This is a genomic window from Mesorhizobium sp. PAMC28654 (assembly GCF_020616515.1).
Lineage (GTDB): Bacteria > Pseudomonadota > Alphaproteobacteria > Rhizobiales > Rhizobiaceae > Mesorhizobium.
Genome location: NZ_CP085135.1, coordinates 4,945,001 through 4,963,538 on the forward strand (window position 1 = coordinate 4,945,001; position 18,538 = coordinate 4,963,538).

Consider the following 18,538-nt stretch of genomic DNA (forward strand, 5'->3'; position numbering starts at 1 on the left):
GGTGGCACAGACCAGGGGGTAGCGACTGTTTATCAAAAACACAGGGCTCTGCGAAGTCGCAAGACGACGTATAGGGTCTGACGCCTGCCCGGTGCTGGAAGGTTAAAGGGAGGGGTGCAAGCTCTGAACTGAAGCCCCAGTAAACGGCGGCCGTAACTATAACGGTCCTAAGGTAGCGAAATTCCTTGTCGGGTAAGTTCCGACCTGCACGAATGGCGTAACGACTTCCCCGCTGTCTCCAGCATAGACTCAGTGAAATTGAATTCCCCGTGAAGATGCGGGGTTCCTGCGGTTAGACGGAAAGACCCCGTGCACCTTTACTATAGCTTTACATTGGCATTCGTATTGGCATGTGTAGGATAGGTGGTAGGCTTTGAAACCTGGGCGCCAGCTCAGGTGGAGCCAACCTTGAAATACCACCCTTATTACTATGGATGTCTAACCGCGGCCCGTTATCCGGGTCCGGGACAATGTATGGTGGGTAGTTTGACTGGGGCGGTCGCCTCCTAAAGAGTAACGGAGGCGCGCGATGGTGGGCTCAGAACGGTCGGAAATCGTTCGCTGAGTGCAATGGCATAAGCCTGCCTGACTGCGAGACTGACAAGTCGAGCAGAGACGAAAGTCGGTCATAGTGATCCGGTGGTCCCGCGTGGAAGGGCCATCGCTCAACGAATAAAAGGTACGCCGGGGATAACAGGCTGATGACCCCCAAGAGTCCATATCGACGGGGTTGTTTGGCACCTCGATGTCGACTCATCGCATCCTGGGGCTGGAGCAGGTCCCAAGGGTATGGCTGTTCGCCATTTAAAGCGGTACGTGAGTTGGGTTCAGAACGTCGTGAGACAGTTCGGTCCCTATCTGCCGTGGGTGTAGGAATATTGAAAGGATCTGTCCCTAGTACGAGAGGACCGGGATGGACGGATCTCTGGTGGACCTGTTGTGGCGCCAGCCGCATAGCAGGGTAGCTATATCCGGACGGGATAACCGCTGAAGGCATCTAAGCGGGAAACCCACCTTAAAACGAGTATTCCCTGAGAACCGTGGAAGACGACCACGTTGATAGGCCGGGTGTGGAAGAGCGGCAACGCTTGAAGCTTACCGGTACTAATAGTTCGATCGGCTTGATCGTTCTCATTCCTTATGCTCACCACCTCCCAAAAGGGAGCGTGATAAAAGCACAATAAGACCAGCGAACAGCCCAGAGAGGCACCCGACAGCTCCGCTGCCGATGTCTCCCATGGCGCCTTCGCCCAAAAGCTTCTCGAAACAACGTGCGTTTTGCCGACCTGGTGGTTATGGCGGAGCGGCTGCACCCGATCCCATTCCGAACTCGGCCGTGAAACGCTCCAGCGCTGATGGTACTTCGTCTCAAGACGTGGGAGAGTAAGTCGCTGCCAGGTCTGCCAAACGCACGTTCAATCTTCTCTATGCAAACTCTAGGCCCGCCAATCGGGAAACCTCGGGCCGCCCCAAAAGCGGCCCTTTCTAATTGGCAGCACATTAAAAGCCAATCGCAATCGCGATCGGCAGAACAGCAGATGCCAGATCGCAAACCGATCTGGCAGGACAATAAATGCCAAATCGCTAACGCGATTGGCTGGACAACAAATGCCAAATCGCAAAGCGATTGGCTGAGGTGGCGCGGGGTGGAGCAGCCCGGTAGCTCGTCAGGCTCATAACCTGAAGGTCACAGGTTCAAATCCTGTCCCCGCAACCAACCCCTTCTATCTCCCAGCTTCTTGAATAAGTCCCTATCTCCAACGCCATAGTCGTTGCCTTGGCACGGCGCGGATCTGTCCCTATCGGCGCAGATAGCTTCGAATTCCTGCAATCAGACATCAAAAACCCCGGCCGCATCACTGCGCCGGGGTTTTTGTGCATGGTGATCTGGAGCCGTCGCCCGATACTGTAAGCGAATTCTTACGTTATCGGCTATTGTGCGATGCGGCGAAGGTTCGAAATCAGGCCGCTTTTTCCGCCGACATGCCGGCTGAGGCCAGTCGCGCTAGGGCTTCCAGCACACTGACGCGACTGTAGGACTCCGTGGCCAGTCCGTTTTCCCGGAGCGCTTCGCGGCGCGCCTCGACAAAGGCCCGTTGCTCCGGCGTGATGTCATGTTCGCGCTTGCGCAGCCACTCCTGGTAGGACGAATCGAGTTCCTTGACTGGCTTGGCCGCCGTCGAAACCGAAGCTGGCCTGCCGTCGGTGTAGCGCGGCCTCAAGGCGCTGTTGGGATTGTATTCGGTTCGCCTGTCCTTGCCGGCGATGATCAGGTCGGGATTGGCGACCCGGCCTGAGGGGCTGTAGACAAACGCCGACGCGATCCGGTCGAGTGCTGCATCCACCTCCTTCGGGCGATGCACGACGTCCCTCTGCGGCCGGTCGGGAACGGCCAGCCGGGTGATGCCGCGATCGTTGATGGCATCCAGGACCTCGCGGTGATCGCGCGAGGTGATGACCTCGCGGCGCGCCGGCCAGAAATCATAGGGCGCATGGGCGCCAAAACCCTTGCCGATGTGGAAGGCGTAGATCTCGGGATAGACAGTGAGCGCGGTGCGGCGGCTCGGCTTGATATCATAGAAGGCGGTCATGGCGATCTGCAGTAGATGCGTCGCGCCAATGCCGCCTAGGGCGTCGTCAATGACGAGGCCGAACCTGTCATGCGCGTTCCAGTCCGGCAGTGCCTGCGCGATCGAAGCGGGCTTTCCGTCGATCGCGATGTCGAACATGTCTGCTTTCAGCAACGTCATCACATGCATTGGGGCATTTCCTTCAACGAGGCGGATCGCGATTCGAGGCTGGTCTATCAGAACAGGCCGCAATTGCCGTGTCACCAGCTGCGCGACGGTACTCCCTATCCGGTCTGCCTGTTCAGTCTTGGCGCCGCTGCCACCAGCGCCTTGCCGATCGACGATTGCGGGGCGTCGATTACCGTACGTGCATCGCCACTTTCGACGATCCTGCCGGCGTCGAGGATGACGACGCGATGGGAGACAGCGCGGATGACGCCGAGATCATGCGAAATGAACAGGTACGCGATGCCTTCCTCGCGCTGCAGGTCGAGCAGCAATTGCAGGATCTGCCCGCGCACCGAGACATCCAGCGCGGAAACCGCCTCATCGAGTACGATTAGCGACGGGTTTGTCGCTATGGCGCGGGCGATGGCGACGCGCTGGCGCTGGCCGCCGGAGATTTCATGGATGGCGCGCCCAGCAAGGGCACTGCTCAATCCGACACGCTCCAGCAGGGCGGCGATGCGGAGCGGACGCTCGTGGCGTGATGCGATACCATGGATGCGCAATGGATCATCGAGAACACGAGCCACGGTGGCGCGCGGATTGAAGGCGGCAAGCGGATCCTGAAACACCATCTGCAGGCGCGCGCGCCGGGCGCGCAAGGCTGCGCCGGTCAAGGCCAGGAAATCGGTGCCTTCGAATTCGATGCGGCCGGCATCGGGCTCGATCAGCCGCAGCACCAGCCGAGCGATCGTCGACTTGCCGCTGCCGGAAGGACCGGCCAGCGCCAGCGTCTCGCCGGGTTCGATGGCGAAAGTGACATCATCGACAGCAGCGAAGGTCTTGCCGCCGCGACGATACCGTTTGGCGAGATTGGAAACTGCCAGCAAACTCATGCAGGGGTCTCAAAAGCGCGACGGCCAAGCAGCGGCTCGGCATCGAGGCCGATATGCGCGTCGACCAGCGCGCGTGTATAGGGCTGGCGTGGCACTTCGACGATCTGCACCGTCGCGCCGCACTCGACCAACTCGCCGTGCCGGAAGACGGCGATGCGTTCCGCAAGCTCCGACGCCAGCGCGATGTCATGGCTGATGAACAACAGCGTCATGCCGTCCTCCGCCACCAACTGCCGGATCAGCTGGACGATCTCGGCCTGCACGATCGTGTCGAGCGCGCTGGTCGCCTCGTCGGCGATGAGCAATTTCGGCCCGGCGGCGATGGCTGTGGCGATTGCCACGCGCTGTTTCTGGCCGCCAGAGAGTTGGTGCGGAAAGGCGCGCATAGCCGAGTCGGGGTCCGGCAGGCGGACGCGCTCGAGCAGGGTTCTGGCTTTCGCGTATGCCTGTGGCCATGTGAGGCCGAGATGGGTGTGGGCGACTTCGGCGATCTGTTTGCCGACGGCCATCACCGGATCGATGCTGCCTGACGGATCCTGGAAGACGAAGCCGATGTCGCGGCCGGCGACGGGGATGTGGGTCGGTCTGGCGATGGACTTTTGAGGGGTGCGTTCGATGAGGCACCCCTCTGTCCTGCCGGACATCTCCCCCTCGAGGGGGGAGATTGGCAGTCTCGCTGTCGGCTCATCTCCTGCAGCGTTGGTGATTGGCGAAGGTAGAGATGAGAGCGCAATCTCTCCCCTTGAGGGGGAGATGTCCGGCAGGACAAAGGGGGGTGCCTTGGCACCCAAACCTGGCGGTCCCGAAAACCAATCGATGCGACCGTCGACCCTTGACGAGGCCGGCAGCAGCCCGGCAATAGCCAGCGCCAGCGTGCTCTTGCCTGAGCCGCTTTCGCCGATGATGGCCAGACGTTCACCGGCGGCAATATCAAGATAGATGCTCTTGAGCGCCGGCACCTCACTGCGGTCGCGGCGGTAGTTCACCGTCAGGTCGCGAATGGAAAGCAGGGCCGTCACGACAGGCCTCTTTTGACGGCTGTCGTTTCAACGATGCCTTCGCCGGCGAGATAGACGCCGAGCACCGTCAACACCAGCGCGACACCTGGAATGATTGACAGGAACGGTGCGGTACGCAGCACCGCGCGGCCTTCGGCGATCATGCCGCCCCAAGTCACCAGGTTTGGATCGCCCAAGCCGAGAAACGACAATGCCGCTTCAGTGAGGATCGCGGCGGCGACGATCACCGACGACAGCGCCAGCACCGGCGGCAACGCATTGGGGAGCACCTCGCGAAAGGCGATCTCCAGGGGATGCATGCCGATGACCCGGGCACCGGCGACGAAATCACGCTCGCGAATGGAGAGGACTTCGGCACGCGCCACGCGCGCAGGACCGGTCCAGGCGCCCAGCGCGATCGCTGCGACGACGACGCCGAGCGAGGGGCCGACGACGCTGACGAAGGCCAGCGCCAGCAGGAAGCTCGGCACGGTCTGGAAAGCGTCGGTGATGCGCATCAGCACTTCGTCGACGAGGCCGCCGGCAAAGCCGGCGAGAGTGCCGACCACCGCGCCGATGAACAGGGATGCGGCCGCCGCCCCCAGTCCGACCGCCAGCGAGGTGCGGGCGCCGTGGAAGAGCTCAGCCAGTACATTGCGGCCGAGCCTGTCCGTGCCGAACGGCAGCGACCAGTCCTGAAACGGCGGCAGCAGGGCCGGGCCGGCAATGGCCTGCGGATCGCCGGGAAAGACCAGCGACGCGGACAGCGCCATGGCGAACAGCGCTGCCAGGATGATCGCCCCGGCGATTGCCTCGGGCGTGCGCAGGAAGCGTCGGATGGGGCTCATCCGCCGGCCTCGCTGGCGCCGACCCGCGGATCGAGGAAGGCGTAGGTGATGTCGACGAGGAGGTTGATGATGACGACAAGGACGGCGCTGGTAAGAATAATCCCGAGCAGCAATGGGGTATCGCGCGCGGCCACCGCTTCCTGCGCCAGCCGGCCGAGGCCGGGCACGGAAAAGACGCTTTCGATGACAACACTGCCGCCCAGCATCTGCGCAGACTGAAGCCCGAGCATGGTGACAAGCGGCAACAAGGCGTTGCGAGCGACATGAGCGAGCACGATGCGGCGGCGCGACAAGCCCTTGGCGCGCGCGGCGAGGACAAAATCCAGCCGCCAGACCTCGGCCATGCCAGCACGCATCATGCGCAGATAGAGCGCCAGATAAATGAACCCGAGTGCGGACACCGGAAGGACAAGGTGAATGGCGACGTCGGCGGCGCGGTCCAGACCGGTCTTGGACGATGCCAGGCTCTCGATGCCGCCGATCGGCAACCAGCGCAGGTCGACGGCAAAAACGACGATCAGCACCAGCCCGAGCCAGAAACCAGGCACCGCATAGAGTGCCAGCGAACCGATGGACAGGATGCGGTCGCGGGCACTGCCGGGTTTGGCACCCGCATAGATGCCGAGCGCCGAGCCGAGGCCAAAAGAGAGCGCGGTGGAACTGGCCATCAGCAGCAGCGTGTTGGGCAAGCGTTCGAGGATGACCTCGCGGATCGGCCGATTGAACGTGACCGACTGGCCGAGATCGAGATGCAGCAGCGCCCAGAGATAGTTGGCCAACCGCGTCAGCTCGGACTGGTCGAGGCCCCAGCGATGGCGCAGCAATTCGATCATGCCGGCGTCGCCGCCGGTCGAGACGATGTAGGCGTCGACAGCATCGCCGGGCGCTGCCTCGAGCAGCAGGAAGGTGCCGATGACGACGATCAGCAGCACGAAGATGCTGCCGACGAGGCGGCGGCGCAGGAGGATGAGGGCGCGGGTCATGGCGAGGGCATGATGCTGTGCCGATCGGGAGGAGTGCGGTGTCCAGGCGCCCCCCTCCGTCCTGCCGGACATCTCCCCCGCAAGGGGGGAGATCGGATGTCACCTCTGCTTTCGACAATCTCCAACGTTCTATTCAGGTGGCAAAGAGAGCGCCTTTGATGAAGCTGCCGATCTCCCCCCTTGCGGGGGAGATGTCCGGCAGGACAGAGGGGGGTGTGAAGGAACTCGGCCTCAGGCCATGTCTCCGCACCGATTTCTTCGCGAATTCTCATCCGCGCGAATGTGTCACGATTCCAGATACGTGTCCGCCCAGTTCGACACTGCCCAGCGCGGATTGTTGGCGATGTTGCCCACCGTGTCGCGCGCGACGCTGATAAAACTCCATTCGGCGACGTTGATCAGCGGCAGGTCGGTGGCCACCTCCTTCTGGAATTCCTTGTAGAGCTCTGTACGTGCAGCCGTGTCGAGCGTCTCGGACGCCTTGGTGATCAGCGCGTCGAGCGCGTCGTTCTTGTAGCCGCCCTGGTTGGAGAAGGGCACGCCATCGGGAATGCCGCTCTGTACCAGGATGGTGGTCGAGATCGCCGGATCGCCGCGGAAGACCGGCGGGCCGACGGCGAGGTCGAAAGCGTGGTCGGTGTAGACGGCCTTGATGTGGGCGGCCGAGTCGTTGTTGACCAGCTGGGCGTCGATGCCGATGGCGGCGAGCGCCTGGCGCAGATAGTCGCCGAACTGCTTGGTTTCGTTGAAATAGGGAGCCGGCAAAAGTTTCAGCGAGAAACGGTTGCCATCCGGGCCTTTCTTGTAGCCGGCTTCGTCGAGCAAGGCGTTGGCCTTGGCGACGTCGAAGGCATAGGTCGGGACATCAGCGGTGTAGAATTGCGGATCGTTCTTCGGCACCGGGCCGGTGGCGGTCGCGGCGTAACCGAGGAACACCGTCTTGACGACGAAATCCTTGTCGATGGCATATGCGATCGCCTGGCGTACTTTCAGATCGGCCAGTTCCTTGCGCCGATGGTTGATCTCGACCACCAACTGATAGGTCAGGCCTTCATAGCCCTTGGAGATCACCTTGAGGCCAGGCACCTTGGAGATGCGGTCGAGGTCGGCCAGCGGCACGGCGGAAAAGGCAGCGAGCTGGATCTCCTCGGCCTCGAGCGCGCTTGCAGCCGACGTCCGGTCCGGCAGCACCTGATAGATGATCTCGTCGAGATAGGGCTCGTCCTGGCCCCAATAATCCGTGTTCTTCGTCAGCCGATAGTATTGACCCGCCTTGTATTCTCCGAATTTGAACGGCCCGGTGCCGATCGGGGCATTGTTGGCCGGATTGTCCTCGATCTTGCCGACTTCGTAGATGTGCTTCGGCACCACGCTGCTCAGCGCCGGCAAGGCGTTGCGGATGAGCTGGAACGGTGTCGGCTTGGCGAATTTGAACACGGCGGTGAGGTCGTCCGGTGTGTCGACCGCGGTGAGATCCTTGAACACGGTGCGGCCGAGGTTCTGCAGCGGCTTCCAGATCTGCAGCGCCGAGAAGGCGACGTCGGCGGAGGTGAAGGGCTTGCCGTCATGCCATTTGACGCCTTCGCGCAGTTTGAAGGTCACTGATAGTCCATCGGCGGCGCCTTCCCAACTGATGGCGAGGCGTGGGTCGAGCCCGTCCTTGCCGGTGAAGGACGCTTCGGCCAGTGTTTCGACGATCTTGCTGGAGATGAAGAAGACGCCGTTGGAGGCGACGATCGCGGGGTTGAGGTTGCGCGGTTCGGAATCCGCGGCCAGCACGAGACGGCCGCCCTTCTTCGGCGCCTGCGTCCAGCCGAAGGTCGGCATGGCGGTGGAGGCCAGCAGCATGGCTGAACCCGTAAGCACCGTGCGGCGCGAAATCCTGAACTCCGACATCACTCAATTCCCCTCTATCGGCCGCGCAAGGCCACATATCATCCATGGACAATCCCCAAGGTCGCATCCATGCGGACCCGATTATGAACCTTGCCGAGGCTTTCGCCAGAGACGGAATTGGCGCATCCTCGCTTGGCTTTGAAATTTCCGTCCGCTGGACCAGTTTAGACGGAGCGGGTCAATCTGATAATCTGGTAGGACCAGAGGGCGGGATATGTGAAGAGTTCCGATCTGCTTATGGTCCTTCGACGCCATTTCGCGCATTTCTGGCTGGACCAGAGTGGCCGAAATGATGCAGATTTGACCCATGGCTGGGGGATCGCGGGCAGAACAGCCGGCGATCCCGGCAATTCAGGGAGAGAGAGATGAACATTGCTCCGGGCAAGAATGCTGTCGGCACTATCCCGTTCGACCAGGCAAGGGTCGACAAGCTGATGGAGACGGCGGGCATCGATGTGCTGCTCGCCACCTCCAAGCACAACACGCAATATCTGCTGGGCGGCTACAAGTTCATCTTCTTTGCCGCCATGGATGCGATCGGCCATAGCCGCTATCTGCCGATCGTCGTCTACGAAAAGGGCGGGCCGGATAACGCCGCCTATATCGGCAATCGCATGGAGGGCGGCGAGCACCAGAACAACCCGTTCTGGACGCCGACGCTGCATGCCGCCTGCTGGGGCACGCTCGACGCGGCCAATTTGGCTGTCGAGCATCTGCGGAAGATCGGCAAGGCGGGCGCGCGCATCGGCATAGAGCCGGGCTTTCTGCCGTCGGACGCCTATACGCTAATCCGCAAGGCGTTGCCGGATGCCAAGCTGATCGATGCCACCGATATGCTGGAACGCATGCGCGCCATCAAGACCGATGCCGAGTTGGAGAAGCTGCGCATCGCCTCCGAGCTGATCACCGATTCCATGCTGGCGACCATTGCCTGGGCGCGTGAAGGCACAACCAAGAGCGAGATCATCGAGCAGCTTCGGCGCGAGGAAACCAATCGCGGCATCCATTTCGAATATTGCCTGTTGACGCTGGGCTCCAGCCACAACCGCGCCGCCTCACCTCAGGCGTGGAAGAAGGGCGAGGTGCTGTCGATCGATTCCGGCGGCAACTATCACGGCTATATCGGCGACCTCTGCCGCATGGGTATCCTTGGTGAGCCGGACGCCGAGCTGGAGGACCTGCTGGCCGAGGTCGAGACGGTGCAGCAGGCGGCGTTCTCGAAGGTCAAGGCGGGCATGCTGGGCGGCGACATGATTTCTCATGCGCAGGGCGTGCTGAAGGCCTCGAAGGTCGCCGCCTATACCGACTTCTTCGCCCACGGCATGGGGCTGATCACGCACGAGGCGCCGTTCCTGATGACCAACCATCCGGTCACCTATGAAGGCACCTATGCGGCCAGGCCGCTGGAAAAGAACATGGTGCTGTCGGTCGAGACGACCATGCTTCACCCGACGCGTGGCTTCATCAAGCTGGAGGATACGGTTGCTGTTACCGAGAGCGGATACGTGATGTTTGGTGATCGGGGCCGGGGATGGAACAGGGGTGGGGCCTTATAGAAACGCAGGCTGGCGCGGCCCCTCATCCGCCTGCCCACCTTCCTCCCGTAGAACGGGGAGAAGAAAGCACCCCCAACGTTGCCGATTGGCGAAACCGTAGGTGACAGCTTCTTTCTCTCCGTCACTATACGGGGAGAAATGTCCGGCAGGACAATGAGGGGCGGCGCTACCCTAGAATAAGTTCGTCACTCCCCAGCCGGCAGCAACCTGAAATCCGGCAGTTTCCGCAGGCCGAGTTCCGGTCCTGACGGGGAATAGACGACGAAGAGCCGCATAGGACCGTCGCCGGTGTTGAGCGTCGAGTGAAAGCGGCTTTCCGGCACATAGATGGTGCAGCCGGGGCCGACCTTCTCGACCACCGGATTGCCGTTCTCGTCCTCGACCATCTGTTCGCCATTGCCGGAGATGACGAAGATGATCTCCTCGGCGCCAGGATGGTTGTGGCGCGTGTGGCCCTTGCCGGAGGGCAGGTCGACGACGCCTCCGGAAAAGCGGGTCGCGCCGTTCACTTCCGGAGCCACCGTCAGTGACAATTTCCCCCAGTCGAAGCCGAAGGCACTGACGTCCTTCGGATAGACAAATACCTTGCTCTTGTCGGTCATCGTCTCACCCCTTCTTTTTCTTCGCCACGGTCTTCGGGTCGCGCAACGTGACGGCCTTGAAATCGGCCGTCTGCCTGGCGATCGCGGCTTCCGCCGGCAGCCGCTCCATCGAGCTCGCGCCATAAAACCCGTGCAGGCCCTTGCAGCGGTCGAGAATGTAGCGGGCGTCGTCGGGCATCGAGATCGGGCCGCCATGGCAAAGCAGGATGACGTCCTTGCGCACCGAGCGCGCGGCATTGGCGATGGCGTCGATCTCAACGACGCAGTCGTCGAGCGACTTGGCCGATGTCGCGCCGATCGAGCCGCCTGTCGTCACGCCCATATGGGCGACGACGATGTCGGCGCCAGCGCTCGTCATGGCGCGCGCCTCGTCGGGATTGAACACATAGGGCGTGGTCAACAAGTCGAGCTTGTGTGCCTCGGCGATCATGTCGACCTCGAGCCCAAAACCCATGCCGGTCTCTTCAAAACTCCGCCGCATGTTGCCGTCGAACAGGCCGATGGTCGGAAAATTCTGTACGCCCGAAAAACCCATCGTCTTCAGCTCGGCCAAAAGCAGCGGCATGATGACGAAGGGATCGGTGCCGTTGACGCCGGCCAGCACGGGCGTGTGTCTGACCACCGGCAGCACCTCGTAGGCCATCTCCTTGACGATCTCGTTGGCATTGCCATAGGCGAGCAGGCCGGCGGCCGAGCCGCGGCCGGCCATGCGGTAGCGGCCGGAATTGTAGATGATGATCAGGTCGATGCCGCCGGCCTCCTCGGCCTTGGCCGACAGGCCGGTGCCGGCGCCGCCGCCGACGATCGGCACGCCCTTGTCGATCATTCCCCGGAATTTCTTCAGTATGTCCTTGCGCGGTATGGCTGGCATGTTTCTGGATCTCACTGTCTGGCGATGTCGAGAAAGGCTGATGTTGCAGCCTCGGCGAATTCAGGGTCGTTGATGTGCAGCGGCAGGCGCGTGACGCGCCGGGTGGCATTTGGCTTGATCGTTCGCTCGATGGCGTTGAACAGGACGGCGTCAGCCTCGGGATCGAAGAAGGCGCCGCCTTCGATGTCGAGCGCCGAGACGCCTTTCTCCGGGATCAGGAAATGCACCGGACCTTCGCACAGGGCGAGCCTTGTGCCGATCCATTCACCGATCTGCCGGCATTCGTCGGCCGTGGTGCGCATCAGCGTAACGTTCGGGTTGTGTCCGTAAAAAAGCCTTCCGCGAAAGTGTTCCGGAATGGTCGACGGCGCCCAGAAATTGACCATGTCGAGCGCGCCGACCGAGCCGACATAGGGCAGGCCGGTGCGGGCAATGGCGCCGAAACGGTCGTCGGTCGCCGGCAGCACGCCGCCGAGCAGCAGGTCGCACACCTCGGTCGTGGTGATGTCGATGATCCCGGACAGCAGGCTGCTGTCGGCCAGCTTTTCCATGCTGCGGCCGCCGGTGCCGGTGGCGTGGAAGACCATGCAGTCATAGGTGTCGCGCAACTGGTCGGCGATGGCGGTCACGCAGGGCGTGGTGACGCCGAACATGGTGAGGCCGATCGACGGCTTGCCGTCGGGCGGCGGCGCCGGGTTGGCCGCCATGCCTGACATCGCCTGGGCGGCATTGTGCAGCACGACACGGGACAACCGGTTCAGCCCGGCCATGTCGGTGACCGAGGGCATCATGATGATGTCGGAGACGTCGACATAGGGAGCGGTGTCGCCGGAGGCGAGCGTCGAGACCATGACCTTGGGCAGGCCGAGCGGCAGCGCGCGCATGCCTGATGTGATGATCGAGGTGCCACCGCCGCCACCGATGCCGATGATACCTGTAATGTCGTTTCGTGACTGAACGAAGCGGGCGAAGGCGACGCCCATCGAGGCGACCGAGGTGCCTCGGTCATCGCTGCCGAGCACGGTATTGGCGCCCTCGGGGTGATGGCCAGCAATTTCCTTGGCAGTGATGTTGACGGGGATAGTTGCGTCGCGTGTTCCGACATCGACGCGGGAAACGGCGGCGCCGGTGGCCGCGATCGCATCGGCCAGGAAGGCCAGTTCCTCGCCCTTGGTGTCGGCGGTGCCCACAACATAGATGCGCTTCATGAGAGCGCTCCCCTGCTGGCAGGCTCGGCCGTTGCACTGTCTAGAGCATGAGAACTGAGTGCCCTACGGCGCCCCCCTCTGTCCTGCCGTACATCTCCCCCACGGTGGGGAGATCGGCTGGCCTCGGCCTCGGGGCCTCTTCCGCGACGCTGGCGATTGGCGAAAGCGGTGATGACGGCCAATCTCCCCCCAAGTGGGGGAGATGTCCGGCAGGACAGAGGGGGGCGCCGTAGAGTGTCAACGTAACCACTCCGAAAAGGGGGAAGGTCATTGCAAATTTTTGAGACGTGCGTATCGTATTGATATGACCATCTCACGTCAACAAGCCGTAACAGGTAGTGCAGGTGCCGAGCGCGGACCCCGCGCGCGGACAAAACGGCTGATGCTGGAGACGGCGACGAGACTGATGCAGGCCGGCGCCACGCCTTCGGTCAGCGAGGTTGCCGAGGCGGCGGAAGTCTCACGCGCCACGGCCTATCGCTACTTCCCCAGTCAGGCAGCCCTGGTCCAGGCGGTGGTCGACGAGGGGCTAGGGCCGATTCTCACCTGGCAATCAACGTCAATCGATGCCGAGCGCAGGGTGGCCGAATTGTTCGATACCGCCATGCCGCGCATCGAGGCCTTCGAGGCGACGTTCAAGGCGGCGCTGAAGCTTTCCCTCGACCAATGGGCCCGGCGCCAGGCAGGCACGCTGGGCGCTGAGCCTGCCTTTACGCGCGGCCACCGCGTCGCGTTGCTGAAGGATGCGATCGAGCCCCTCAAGGACAGGTTGCCGCCAGCCGAATTCAATCGCCTAGGGCAGGCACTGTCGCTGATCTTCGGCGTCGAAGTACTCATCGTGCTGAAGGACATCTGGGGCCTGGACAGTCGCGAGACGATGTCCGTCGCCCAATGGGCGGCTGGCGCGCTGGTGCGTGGAGCCATGGAGGAATCGGCGAGCGAAGGTGAGAGGCCCGGGTCGTCGAAAGGCATAAAATAACGCCTATCTGGTTCGACCAGATTTCCACGCCGGCACCTGACGATAGCTGCAATGTGGCGGTCAGGGCAAGGCTTCCCTGTATCAATCAGTAGGAAAATTAAAGAAAAACAGCGCGATACTGCTTGGTTTGTGCTGTTTGGCTTCATGGCTCGATTCAAGAAAGCGCTTGACGCCTACCTCAAATTGGTAATACCAGATCAGAAAAGAAAAAACGGATCGAAGTGAAAAATTGCGATCCATTTCCGGATAGGCGAGGAGGCCCAAACCGGAAAGCGCGATCATGGGAGGAACTACCAGGGCCGGCTCCGTTGCCAGCTCTCTCGATACGGTAGAATGCGCACAAGGGAGGAAATGATTATGCGCAAGTTAGTGACCAGCGTTCTCGCTGGTATCGGCCTGACGCTTGCCTGCGGGACGTCCGTCCATGCGCAGGAAAAATCGCTTACCATCTTCTGGGCGGAGTGGGATCCGGCCAATTACCTGCAGGAACTCGGCAACGAGTACGAGAAGGAAACCGGCGTCAAAATCACGGTGGAAACGACGCCATGGGCCGATTTCCAGACCAAGGCCTTCACCGAGTTCAACGCCCATGGCGACGCCTATGACCTCGTCGTCGGCGACTCGCAATGGCTCGGCGCCGGCTCAACCGGTGGCCACTATGTCGACCTCACCGACTTCTTCAAGAAGCATGATCTCGGCAACGTCATGGCACCGGCGACCGTGAAATATTACGCGGAATATCCCGGCAACAGCGGCAAGTACTGGGCGATCCCGCTCGAGGGTGACGCTGTCGGCTGGTCCTATCGCAAGGACTGGTTCGAGGATCCCAAGGAAAAGGCGGCCTTCAAGGCAAAATACGGCTACGAGCTCGACGTGCCGAAGGACTTCAAGGCGCTCCGCGACATCGCCGAATTCTTCTACAGACCAGACCAGAAACGGTACGGCATCGCGATCTACACCGACAATTCCTATGACGCGATGGCCATGGGCTTCGAGAACGCGCTGTTCTCCTATGGCGGCGAACTGGGCGACTACGCGACCTACAAGGTCGACGGTCACATCAATTCGGACAAGGCGGTCGCCGCGCTCGACGCCTACAAGGAGCTCTACACGTTCACCCCTCCGGGCTGGGCCAAGACCTTCTTCGTCGAAGACAACCAGGCGATCACCGAAAACCTGGCCGCGATGAGCATGAACTTCTTCGCGTTCTTCCCCTCGCTCATCAACGAGGCGTCGAACCCCAACGCCAAGAACACCGGCTTCTTCGCCAACCCGGCCGGGCCGCACGGCGACCAGTTCGCGGCGCTCGGCGGGCAGGGCATCTCCGTTGTCTCCTACTCGCAGAAGCAGGAAGAGGCGATGAAGTTCCTGGAATGGTTCATCAAGGATGATACCCAGAAGAAGTGGGCGGCACTCGGCGGCTACACCTGCAGCCAGGCGGTGCTGAAGTCGGCCGAATTCCAGAACGCCACGCCCTACAACAAGGCCTTCTACGAGACCATGTTCAAGGTGAAGGACTTCTGGGCGGTGCCGGAATATGCCGAACTGCTGCAGCAGCTCAACCAGCGCATCTATCCCTACATGATCGGCGGCGACGGCACCGCCAAGGAGACGCTCGACGCACTGGCGGGCGACTGGAACGCAACCTTCAAGAAATACGGCCGCGTCCAATAATCATTCATGTCCCGCGGAGGGGGCAAAATTTGCCTCCTCCGTTCTTTTTTGAAACGGGAGCAGGGTCTTGGCGACCACGATGATCACCACGCTCGACAGGTCCTCACGCGCCGCCGCACGGGGCTTGAGCGACATCTCCATCCGCAATCTCTTCATCATCCCGACGGTTCTGTTCCTGATCGTCTTCAACATCTTTCCGCTGATCTATTCGCTCGGCTATTCCTTCACCGATTTCCGGGCGTCGACCAATGCACCGGCCAACTTCGTCGGGCTGCAGAACTATCGCGACCTGCTCAACGACCCCTATGTCTGGTCGAATTTCGCGATCACCGCCAAATACGTCATCGTTTCGGTGGTCGGGCAATTGCTGGTCGGCTTCGGCGTGGCCATGCTGCTCAACCGGGATATTCCCCTCAAGGGTCTCATCACGACGCTGCTGCTGTTGCCGATGATGCTGTCGATGGCCGTCGTCGGCCTGTTCTGGAAGCTGCTCTACGATCCATCATGGGGCGTCATCAACTACTTCCTTGGGCTGGGCAATTTCGAGTGGCTGGCCGATCCCAAGATGGCGCTCTACGCCGTCGCGCTGACCGATATCTGGATGTGGTCGCCCTTCGTCATGTTGCTGTCGCTGGCCGGGCTGTCGGCGGTGCCGAAGCATCTCTACGAGGCCGCCGCGATCGATCGCGCCGGGCCGTTCTACACCTTCTTCCGCATCACGCTGCCGCTGGTGGCGCCGATCCTGATGATCGCGGTCATCTTCCGTACCATGGAAGCGTTCAAGACCTTCGATCTCGCCTACATCCTGACCAGCCAGCCGACGACCGAACTGATCTCGATCCGGCTCTACAAGATGGCCTTCCAGGAATGGCAGACGGGGCGTTCCTGCGCGCTCGCCTACATCGTGCTGATCATGGTGCTGGCCATCACCAACATCTACGTGAAGTATCTGAACAAGGTGAAGGAGCGCTGAGATGGCTGCTGTGCGCACTTCTTCCGAAATCACGCTCAACCGCGTCGCCATCGTCGCCGTTCTGCTGGTGACGATCATCTTCCTGGCGCCGATCTACTGGATCGCCTCGACGGCGTTCAAGCCACGCAATCTCGCCACCACCATCCCGCCGACTGTCGTCTTCCAGCCGGAAATATCGCCCTTCGTGAAACTGTTCACCAAGCGCTCGCAGCTGCGCACGCCGCCAACACCGGAAGAATACGCGGCGGCCCCATGGTGGGAACGCGTCGTCTTCGACGGCGGCGAAAAGATCGTGCGCGACGGCAAGGGCGAGGTGCAGTGGTCGGGCTATCCGAGCCGCTTCATGAACTCGCTGATCATCGCCATCACCTCGACGGTGCTGGCGGTCGGCATGGGCACGTTCACCGCCTACGGTTTTTCGCGCTTCAAGGTGAAGGGGGAGGCGGACCTGCTCTTCTTCATCCTGTCGACACGTATGCTGCCGCCTGTCGTCGTCGCTATCCCGATGTTCCTGATGTACCGGATGGTCGGCCTCAACGACACCCATATCGGCCTGATCATCCTCTACACCGCTTTCAACCTCTCCTTCTCGGTCTGGCTGATGAAGGGCTTCATGGATGAAATCCCCAAGGAGTATGAGGAAGCAGCACTCGTCGATGGCTACACGCGCATCGAAGCCTTCTTCAAGATCGTGCTGCCCGAGGCCGCCACCGGCATCGCCGCCACCGCCGTCTTCTGCTTCATCACGGCGTGGAACGAATATGCCTTCGCGCTGATCATGACCAACCGCCGCGCCCAGACCGCGCCGCCCTTCATCCCCAGCCAGGTCGGCTCCGGCCTGCCGGACTGGACGGTGATCGCGGCTGGAACCTTCCTGTTCCTGCTGCCGGTCGCGATCTTCACCTTCCTGCTCCGCAATCACCTTTTGCGCGGCATGTCCTTCGGAGCGATCCGCAAATGAGCTTTCGCGCCATCAACCGGAAATATCTGGAACCGGGTTCGCAGGTGCTGATGGTGCTCGGCATCGTCGCGCTCTGCCAGCCCTGGAACATGCTGCTGCACAGCTACGGCCTGACCATCATCCTCATCGGCCTGATCGGCTTCAACATCACCTCGAAGATCGCGCCGGAGGAAGATGCCGCCACCGGCCAGGTACGAAATTCGGGAGCACAGCATTGACCCAGATCGAACTCCGGGGCGTGCAGAAGTTCTTCGGCGCCGTCCAGGTCATCAAGGACCTCAACCTGAAGATCGCCGACAATGAGTTCATCGTCCTGCTTGGCCAGTCGGGCTGCGGCAAGACGACGACGCTGAGAGCCATTGCCGGGCTGGAGACGATCGACGAGGGCGATATCCTTATCGACGGCAAGCCGGTGCAGCATCTGAAGGCGGCTGCCCGCGACATCGCCATGGTCTTCCAGTCGTTCTCGCTCTATCCGCATATGAGCGTCTACGAGAACATCGCCTTTCCGCTGAAGGCGACGCGCAAGAGCCGGGCCGAGATCGACCAGGAAGTACGCTCGGTCGCCAAGACGCTGCAGATCACGGAGCTACTTGCGAAGAAGCCGTCGGCGCTTTCCGGCGGCGACATGCAGCGCGTCGCCATTGGCCGAGCGCTGGTGCGGCGGCCGAAGGCGATGCTGATGGACGAGCCGATCGGCGCGCTCGACGCCAAGCTGCGCGAGGAAATGCGGGCCGAGATCAAGCGGCTGCACATCAAGCAGGGCTCGACCACCATCTATGTGACGCACGATCAGATCGAGGCGATGAGCCTCGCCGACCGCATCGTCATCATGCATGAAGGCGTGCTGCAGCAGGTTGGCACCCCAGACGAGGTCTATTCGCGCCCGGCGAACCTGTTCGTCGCGCAGTTCGTCGGCAGCCCGGTCATGAATGTCGCCGACGCGGCGGTGGCCGAGAAGGCCTCCTCCGCCTCGGTGACCGTGGGCGGTGCCGCCGCCGGTTTTGAGTTCCCGCGCGCGCTGCTGTCGAAGCTCAACGGCCACGCGGGCGGCAAGCTCGCGCTCGGCATCCGGCCCGAGGGCGTCATCCTTCGACACGATGCAACGGAGGGGTTCATGGCCGTCGAGACGCAGATCGTCGAGCCGCTCGGGTCCTTCGACATCGTCGACCTCAAGGTCGGGTCCAAGACGCTGCGCGCGCGCACCAGGAGCGGTTTCATCTCCGGCCCCGGCGAGAAGGTCTTTGCCAGGATCGATCCGACGCAGGCGCATTTCTTCGACACGGCAAGCGGCAAGTCACTTGGTGTGAGACTGTGATGGCGTTTTGCACAATTCTCCAACGCCGAGCGGAGACGCG

17 protein-coding genes, 1 tRNA gene and 2 rRNA genes (1 of these 20 only partly in view) are annotated in these 18,538 nt (G+C 61.9%); 10 read left to right on the forward strand and 10 right to left on the reverse strand.

Annotation, left to right across the window (positions count from 1 at the left end):
* From LGH82_RS24310 to LGH82_RS24320, 3 genes are all read left to right on the forward strand, one after another.
* A 23S ribosomal RNA gene (locus tag LGH82_RS24310) occupies positions 1-1,129 on the forward strand; it begins 1,686 nt to the left of the window's first position.
* A 156-nt stretch (positions 1,130-1,285) separates the two neighbouring features.
* Positions 1,286-1,400, forward strand: a 5S ribosomal RNA gene (rrf, locus tag LGH82_RS24315).
* 240 nt (positions 1,401-1,640) lie between these two features.
* Positions 1,641-1,717, forward strand: a tRNA-Met gene (locus LGH82_RS24320).
* Positions 1,718-1,961: 244 nt separating this feature from the next.
* On the opposite strand, the gene LGH82_RS24325 is transcribed toward LGH82_RS24320, so the two are convergent.
* The 6 genes from LGH82_RS24325 to LGH82_RS24350 form a co-directional block, all read right to left on the reverse strand.
* Complete coding sequence (locus tag LGH82_RS24325) at positions 1,962-2,759, reverse strand: hypothetical protein (RefSeq protein WP_227345171.1); 798 nt, start codon at positions 2,757-2,759, stop codon at positions 1,962-1,964.
* Positions 2,760-2,854: 95 nt separating this feature from the next.
* Positions 2,855-3,631, reverse strand: coding sequence for an ABC transporter ATP-binding protein (locus LGH82_RS24330; protein ID WP_227345172.1), 777 nt, complete (start codon positions 3,629-3,631; stop codon positions 2,855-2,857).
* A complete protein-coding gene (locus LGH82_RS24335; RefSeq protein ID WP_319799890.1) occupies positions 3,628-4,650 on the reverse strand; it encodes an ABC transporter ATP-binding protein in 1,023 nt (340 codons plus the stop codon). Before LGH82_RS24335 ends, LGH82_RS24330 begins: the two co-directional genes overlap by 4 nt.
* Positions 4,647-5,477, reverse strand: coding sequence for an ABC transporter permease (locus LGH82_RS24340; RefSeq protein ID WP_227345173.1), 831 nt, complete (start codon positions 5,475-5,477; stop codon positions 4,647-4,649). The genes LGH82_RS24335 and LGH82_RS24340 overlap by 4 nt, the downstream gene beginning before the upstream one ends.
* Positions 5,474-6,460 (reverse strand): ABC transporter permease, encoded by a 987-nt coding sequence (locus tag LGH82_RS24345; protein ID WP_227345174.1) that lies wholly within the window; start codon positions 6,458-6,460, stop codon positions 5,474-5,476. Before LGH82_RS24345 ends, LGH82_RS24340 begins: the two co-directional genes overlap by 4 nt.
* A gap of 285 nt (positions 6,461-6,745) precedes the next feature.
* On the reverse strand, positions 6,746-8,356 hold the full coding sequence (locus LGH82_RS24350; RefSeq protein ID WP_227345175.1) for an ABC transporter substrate-binding protein: 1,611 nt from the start codon (positions 8,354-8,356) through the stop codon (positions 6,746-6,748).
* Positions 8,357-8,721: 365 nt separating this feature from the next.
* Here LGH82_RS24350 and LGH82_RS24355 point away from each other — a divergent pair, with 365 nt between their 5' ends.
* Positions 8,722-9,912 (forward strand): M24 family metallopeptidase, encoded by a 1,191-nt coding sequence (locus tag LGH82_RS24355; protein ID WP_227345176.1) that lies wholly within the window; start codon positions 8,722-8,724, stop codon positions 9,910-9,912.
* Between the two features lie 185 nt (positions 9,913-10,097).
* On the opposite strand, the gene LGH82_RS24360 is transcribed toward LGH82_RS24355, so the two are convergent.
* The 3 genes from LGH82_RS24360 to LGH82_RS24370 are packed head-to-tail and all read right to left on the reverse strand — an operon-like array spanning position 10,098 to position 12,593.
* Complete coding sequence (locus tag LGH82_RS24360) at positions 10,098-10,514, reverse strand: cupin domain-containing protein (RefSeq protein WP_227345177.1); 417 nt, start codon at positions 10,512-10,514, stop codon at positions 10,098-10,100.
* 4 nt (positions 10,515-10,518) lie between these two features.
* The gene (locus LGH82_RS24365) at positions 10,519-11,385 is read right to left on the reverse strand and encodes a phosphoenolpyruvate hydrolase family protein (protein ID WP_227345178.1); all 867 of its coding nucleotides are present in this window, start codon (positions 11,383-11,385) and stop codon (positions 10,519-10,521) included.
* A gap of 11 nt (positions 11,386-11,396) precedes the next feature.
* Positions 11,397-12,593 carry a Tm-1-like ATP-binding domain-containing protein gene (locus LGH82_RS24370; protein ID WP_227345179.1) on the reverse strand — a complete coding sequence of 399 codons (1,197 nt, stop codon included), beginning with the start codon at positions 12,591-12,593 and terminating at the stop codon, positions 11,397-11,399.
* Between the two features lie 304 nt (positions 12,594-12,897).
* Between LGH82_RS24370 and LGH82_RS24375 the strand changes: the two genes are divergently transcribed.
* Positions 12,898-13,572, forward strand: coding sequence for a TetR/AcrR family transcriptional regulator (locus LGH82_RS24375; protein WP_227345180.1), 675 nt, complete (start codon positions 12,898-12,900; stop codon positions 13,570-13,572).
* Positions 13,573-13,653: 81 nt separating this feature from the next.
* Here LGH82_RS24375 and LGH82_RS24380 read toward each other — a convergent pair whose 3' ends face one another.
* Positions 13,654-13,854, reverse strand: coding sequence for a hypothetical protein (locus LGH82_RS24380; RefSeq protein ID WP_227345181.1), 201 nt, complete (start codon positions 13,852-13,854; stop codon positions 13,654-13,656).
* Positions 13,855-13,929: 75 nt separating this feature from the next.
* Between LGH82_RS24380 and LGH82_RS24385 the strand changes: the two genes are divergently transcribed.
* The 5 genes from LGH82_RS24385 (at position 13,930) to LGH82_RS24405 (ending at position 18,498) form a co-directional block, all read left to right on the forward strand.
* The gene (locus tag LGH82_RS24385; protein ID WP_227345182.1) at positions 13,930-15,246 is read left to right on the forward strand and encodes an ABC transporter substrate-binding protein; all 1,317 of its coding nucleotides are present in this window, start codon (positions 13,930-13,932) and stop codon (positions 15,244-15,246) included.
* A gap of 67 nt (positions 15,247-15,313) precedes the next feature.
* Positions 15,314-16,219 carry a carbohydrate ABC transporter permease gene (locus tag LGH82_RS24390; RefSeq protein WP_227345183.1) on the forward strand — a complete coding sequence of 302 codons (906 nt, stop codon included), beginning with the start codon at positions 15,314-15,316 and terminating at the stop codon, positions 16,217-16,219.
* A 1-nt stretch (position 16,220) separates the two neighbouring features.
* The gene (locus LGH82_RS24395) at positions 16,221-17,180 is read left to right on the forward strand and encodes a carbohydrate ABC transporter permease (RefSeq protein ID WP_227345184.1); all 960 of its coding nucleotides are present in this window, start codon (positions 16,221-16,223) and stop codon (positions 17,178-17,180) included.
* Positions 17,177-17,398: a hypothetical protein gene (locus tag LGH82_RS24400; protein ID WP_227345185.1), complete on the forward strand. Its 222-nt coding sequence runs from the start codon at positions 17,177-17,179 to the stop codon at positions 17,396-17,398. Before LGH82_RS24395 ends, LGH82_RS24400 begins: the two co-directional genes overlap by 4 nt.
* Entirely contained in the window at positions 17,395-18,498 is a 1,104-nt protein-coding gene (locus tag LGH82_RS24405) for an ABC transporter ATP-binding protein (protein ID WP_227345186.1), read from the forward strand. Before LGH82_RS24400 ends, LGH82_RS24405 begins: the two co-directional genes overlap by 4 nt.
* The last annotated feature ends 40 nt before the right edge of the window (positions 18,499-18,538 follow it).

Coding starts and splice junctions, on each gene's coding strand:
- LGH82_RS24350 (WP_227345175.1), bottom strand. CDS start 8,356: ATGTCGGAGTTCAGGATTTCGCGCCGCACGGTGCTTACGGGTTCAGCC.
- LGH82_RS24400 (WP_227345185.1), top strand. CDS start 17,177: ATGAGCTTTCGCGCCATCAACCGGAAATATCTGGAACCGGGTTCGCAG.
- LGH82_RS24330 (WP_227345172.1), bottom strand. CDS start 3,631: ATGAGTTTGCTGGCAGTTTCCAATCTCGCCAAACGGTATCGTCGCGGC.
- LGH82_RS24365 (WP_227345178.1), bottom strand. CDS start 11,385: ATGCCAGCCATACCGCGCAAGGACATACTGAAGAAATTCCGGGGAATG.
- LGH82_RS24325 (WP_227345171.1), bottom strand. CDS start 2,759: ATGCATGTGATGACGTTGCTGAAAGCAGACATGTTCGACATCGCGATC.
- LGH82_RS24340 (WP_227345173.1), bottom strand. CDS start 5,477: ATGAGCCCCATCCGACGCTTCCTGCGCACGCCCGAGGCAATCGCCGGG.
- LGH82_RS24360 (WP_227345177.1), bottom strand. CDS start 10,514: ATGACCGACAAGAGCAAGGTATTTGTCTATCCGAAGGACGTCAGTGCC.
- LGH82_RS24380 (WP_227345181.1), bottom strand. CDS start 13,854: ATGATCGCGCTTTCCGGTTTGGGCCTCCTCGCCTATCCGGAAATGGAT.
- LGH82_RS24355 (WP_227345176.1), top strand. CDS start 8,722: ATGAACATTGCTCCGGGCAAGAATGCTGTCGGCACTATCCCGTTCGAC.
- LGH82_RS24395 (WP_227345184.1), top strand. CDS start 16,221: ATGGCTGCTGTGCGCACTTCTTCCGAAATCACGCTCAACCGCGTCGCC.
- LGH82_RS24345 (WP_227345174.1), bottom strand. CDS start 6,460: ATGACCCGCGCCCTCATCCTCCTGCGCCGCCGCCTCGTCGGCAGCATC.
- LGH82_RS24385 (WP_227345182.1), top strand. CDS start 13,930: ATGCGCAAGTTAGTGACCAGCGTTCTCGCTGGTATCGGCCTGACGCTT.
- LGH82_RS24370 (WP_227345179.1), bottom strand. CDS start 12,593: ATGAAGCGCATCTATGTTGTGGGCACCGCCGACACCAAGGGCGAGGAA.
- LGH82_RS24375 (WP_227345180.1), top strand. CDS start 12,898: ATGACCATCTCACGTCAACAAGCCGTAACAGGTAGTGCAGGTGCCGAG.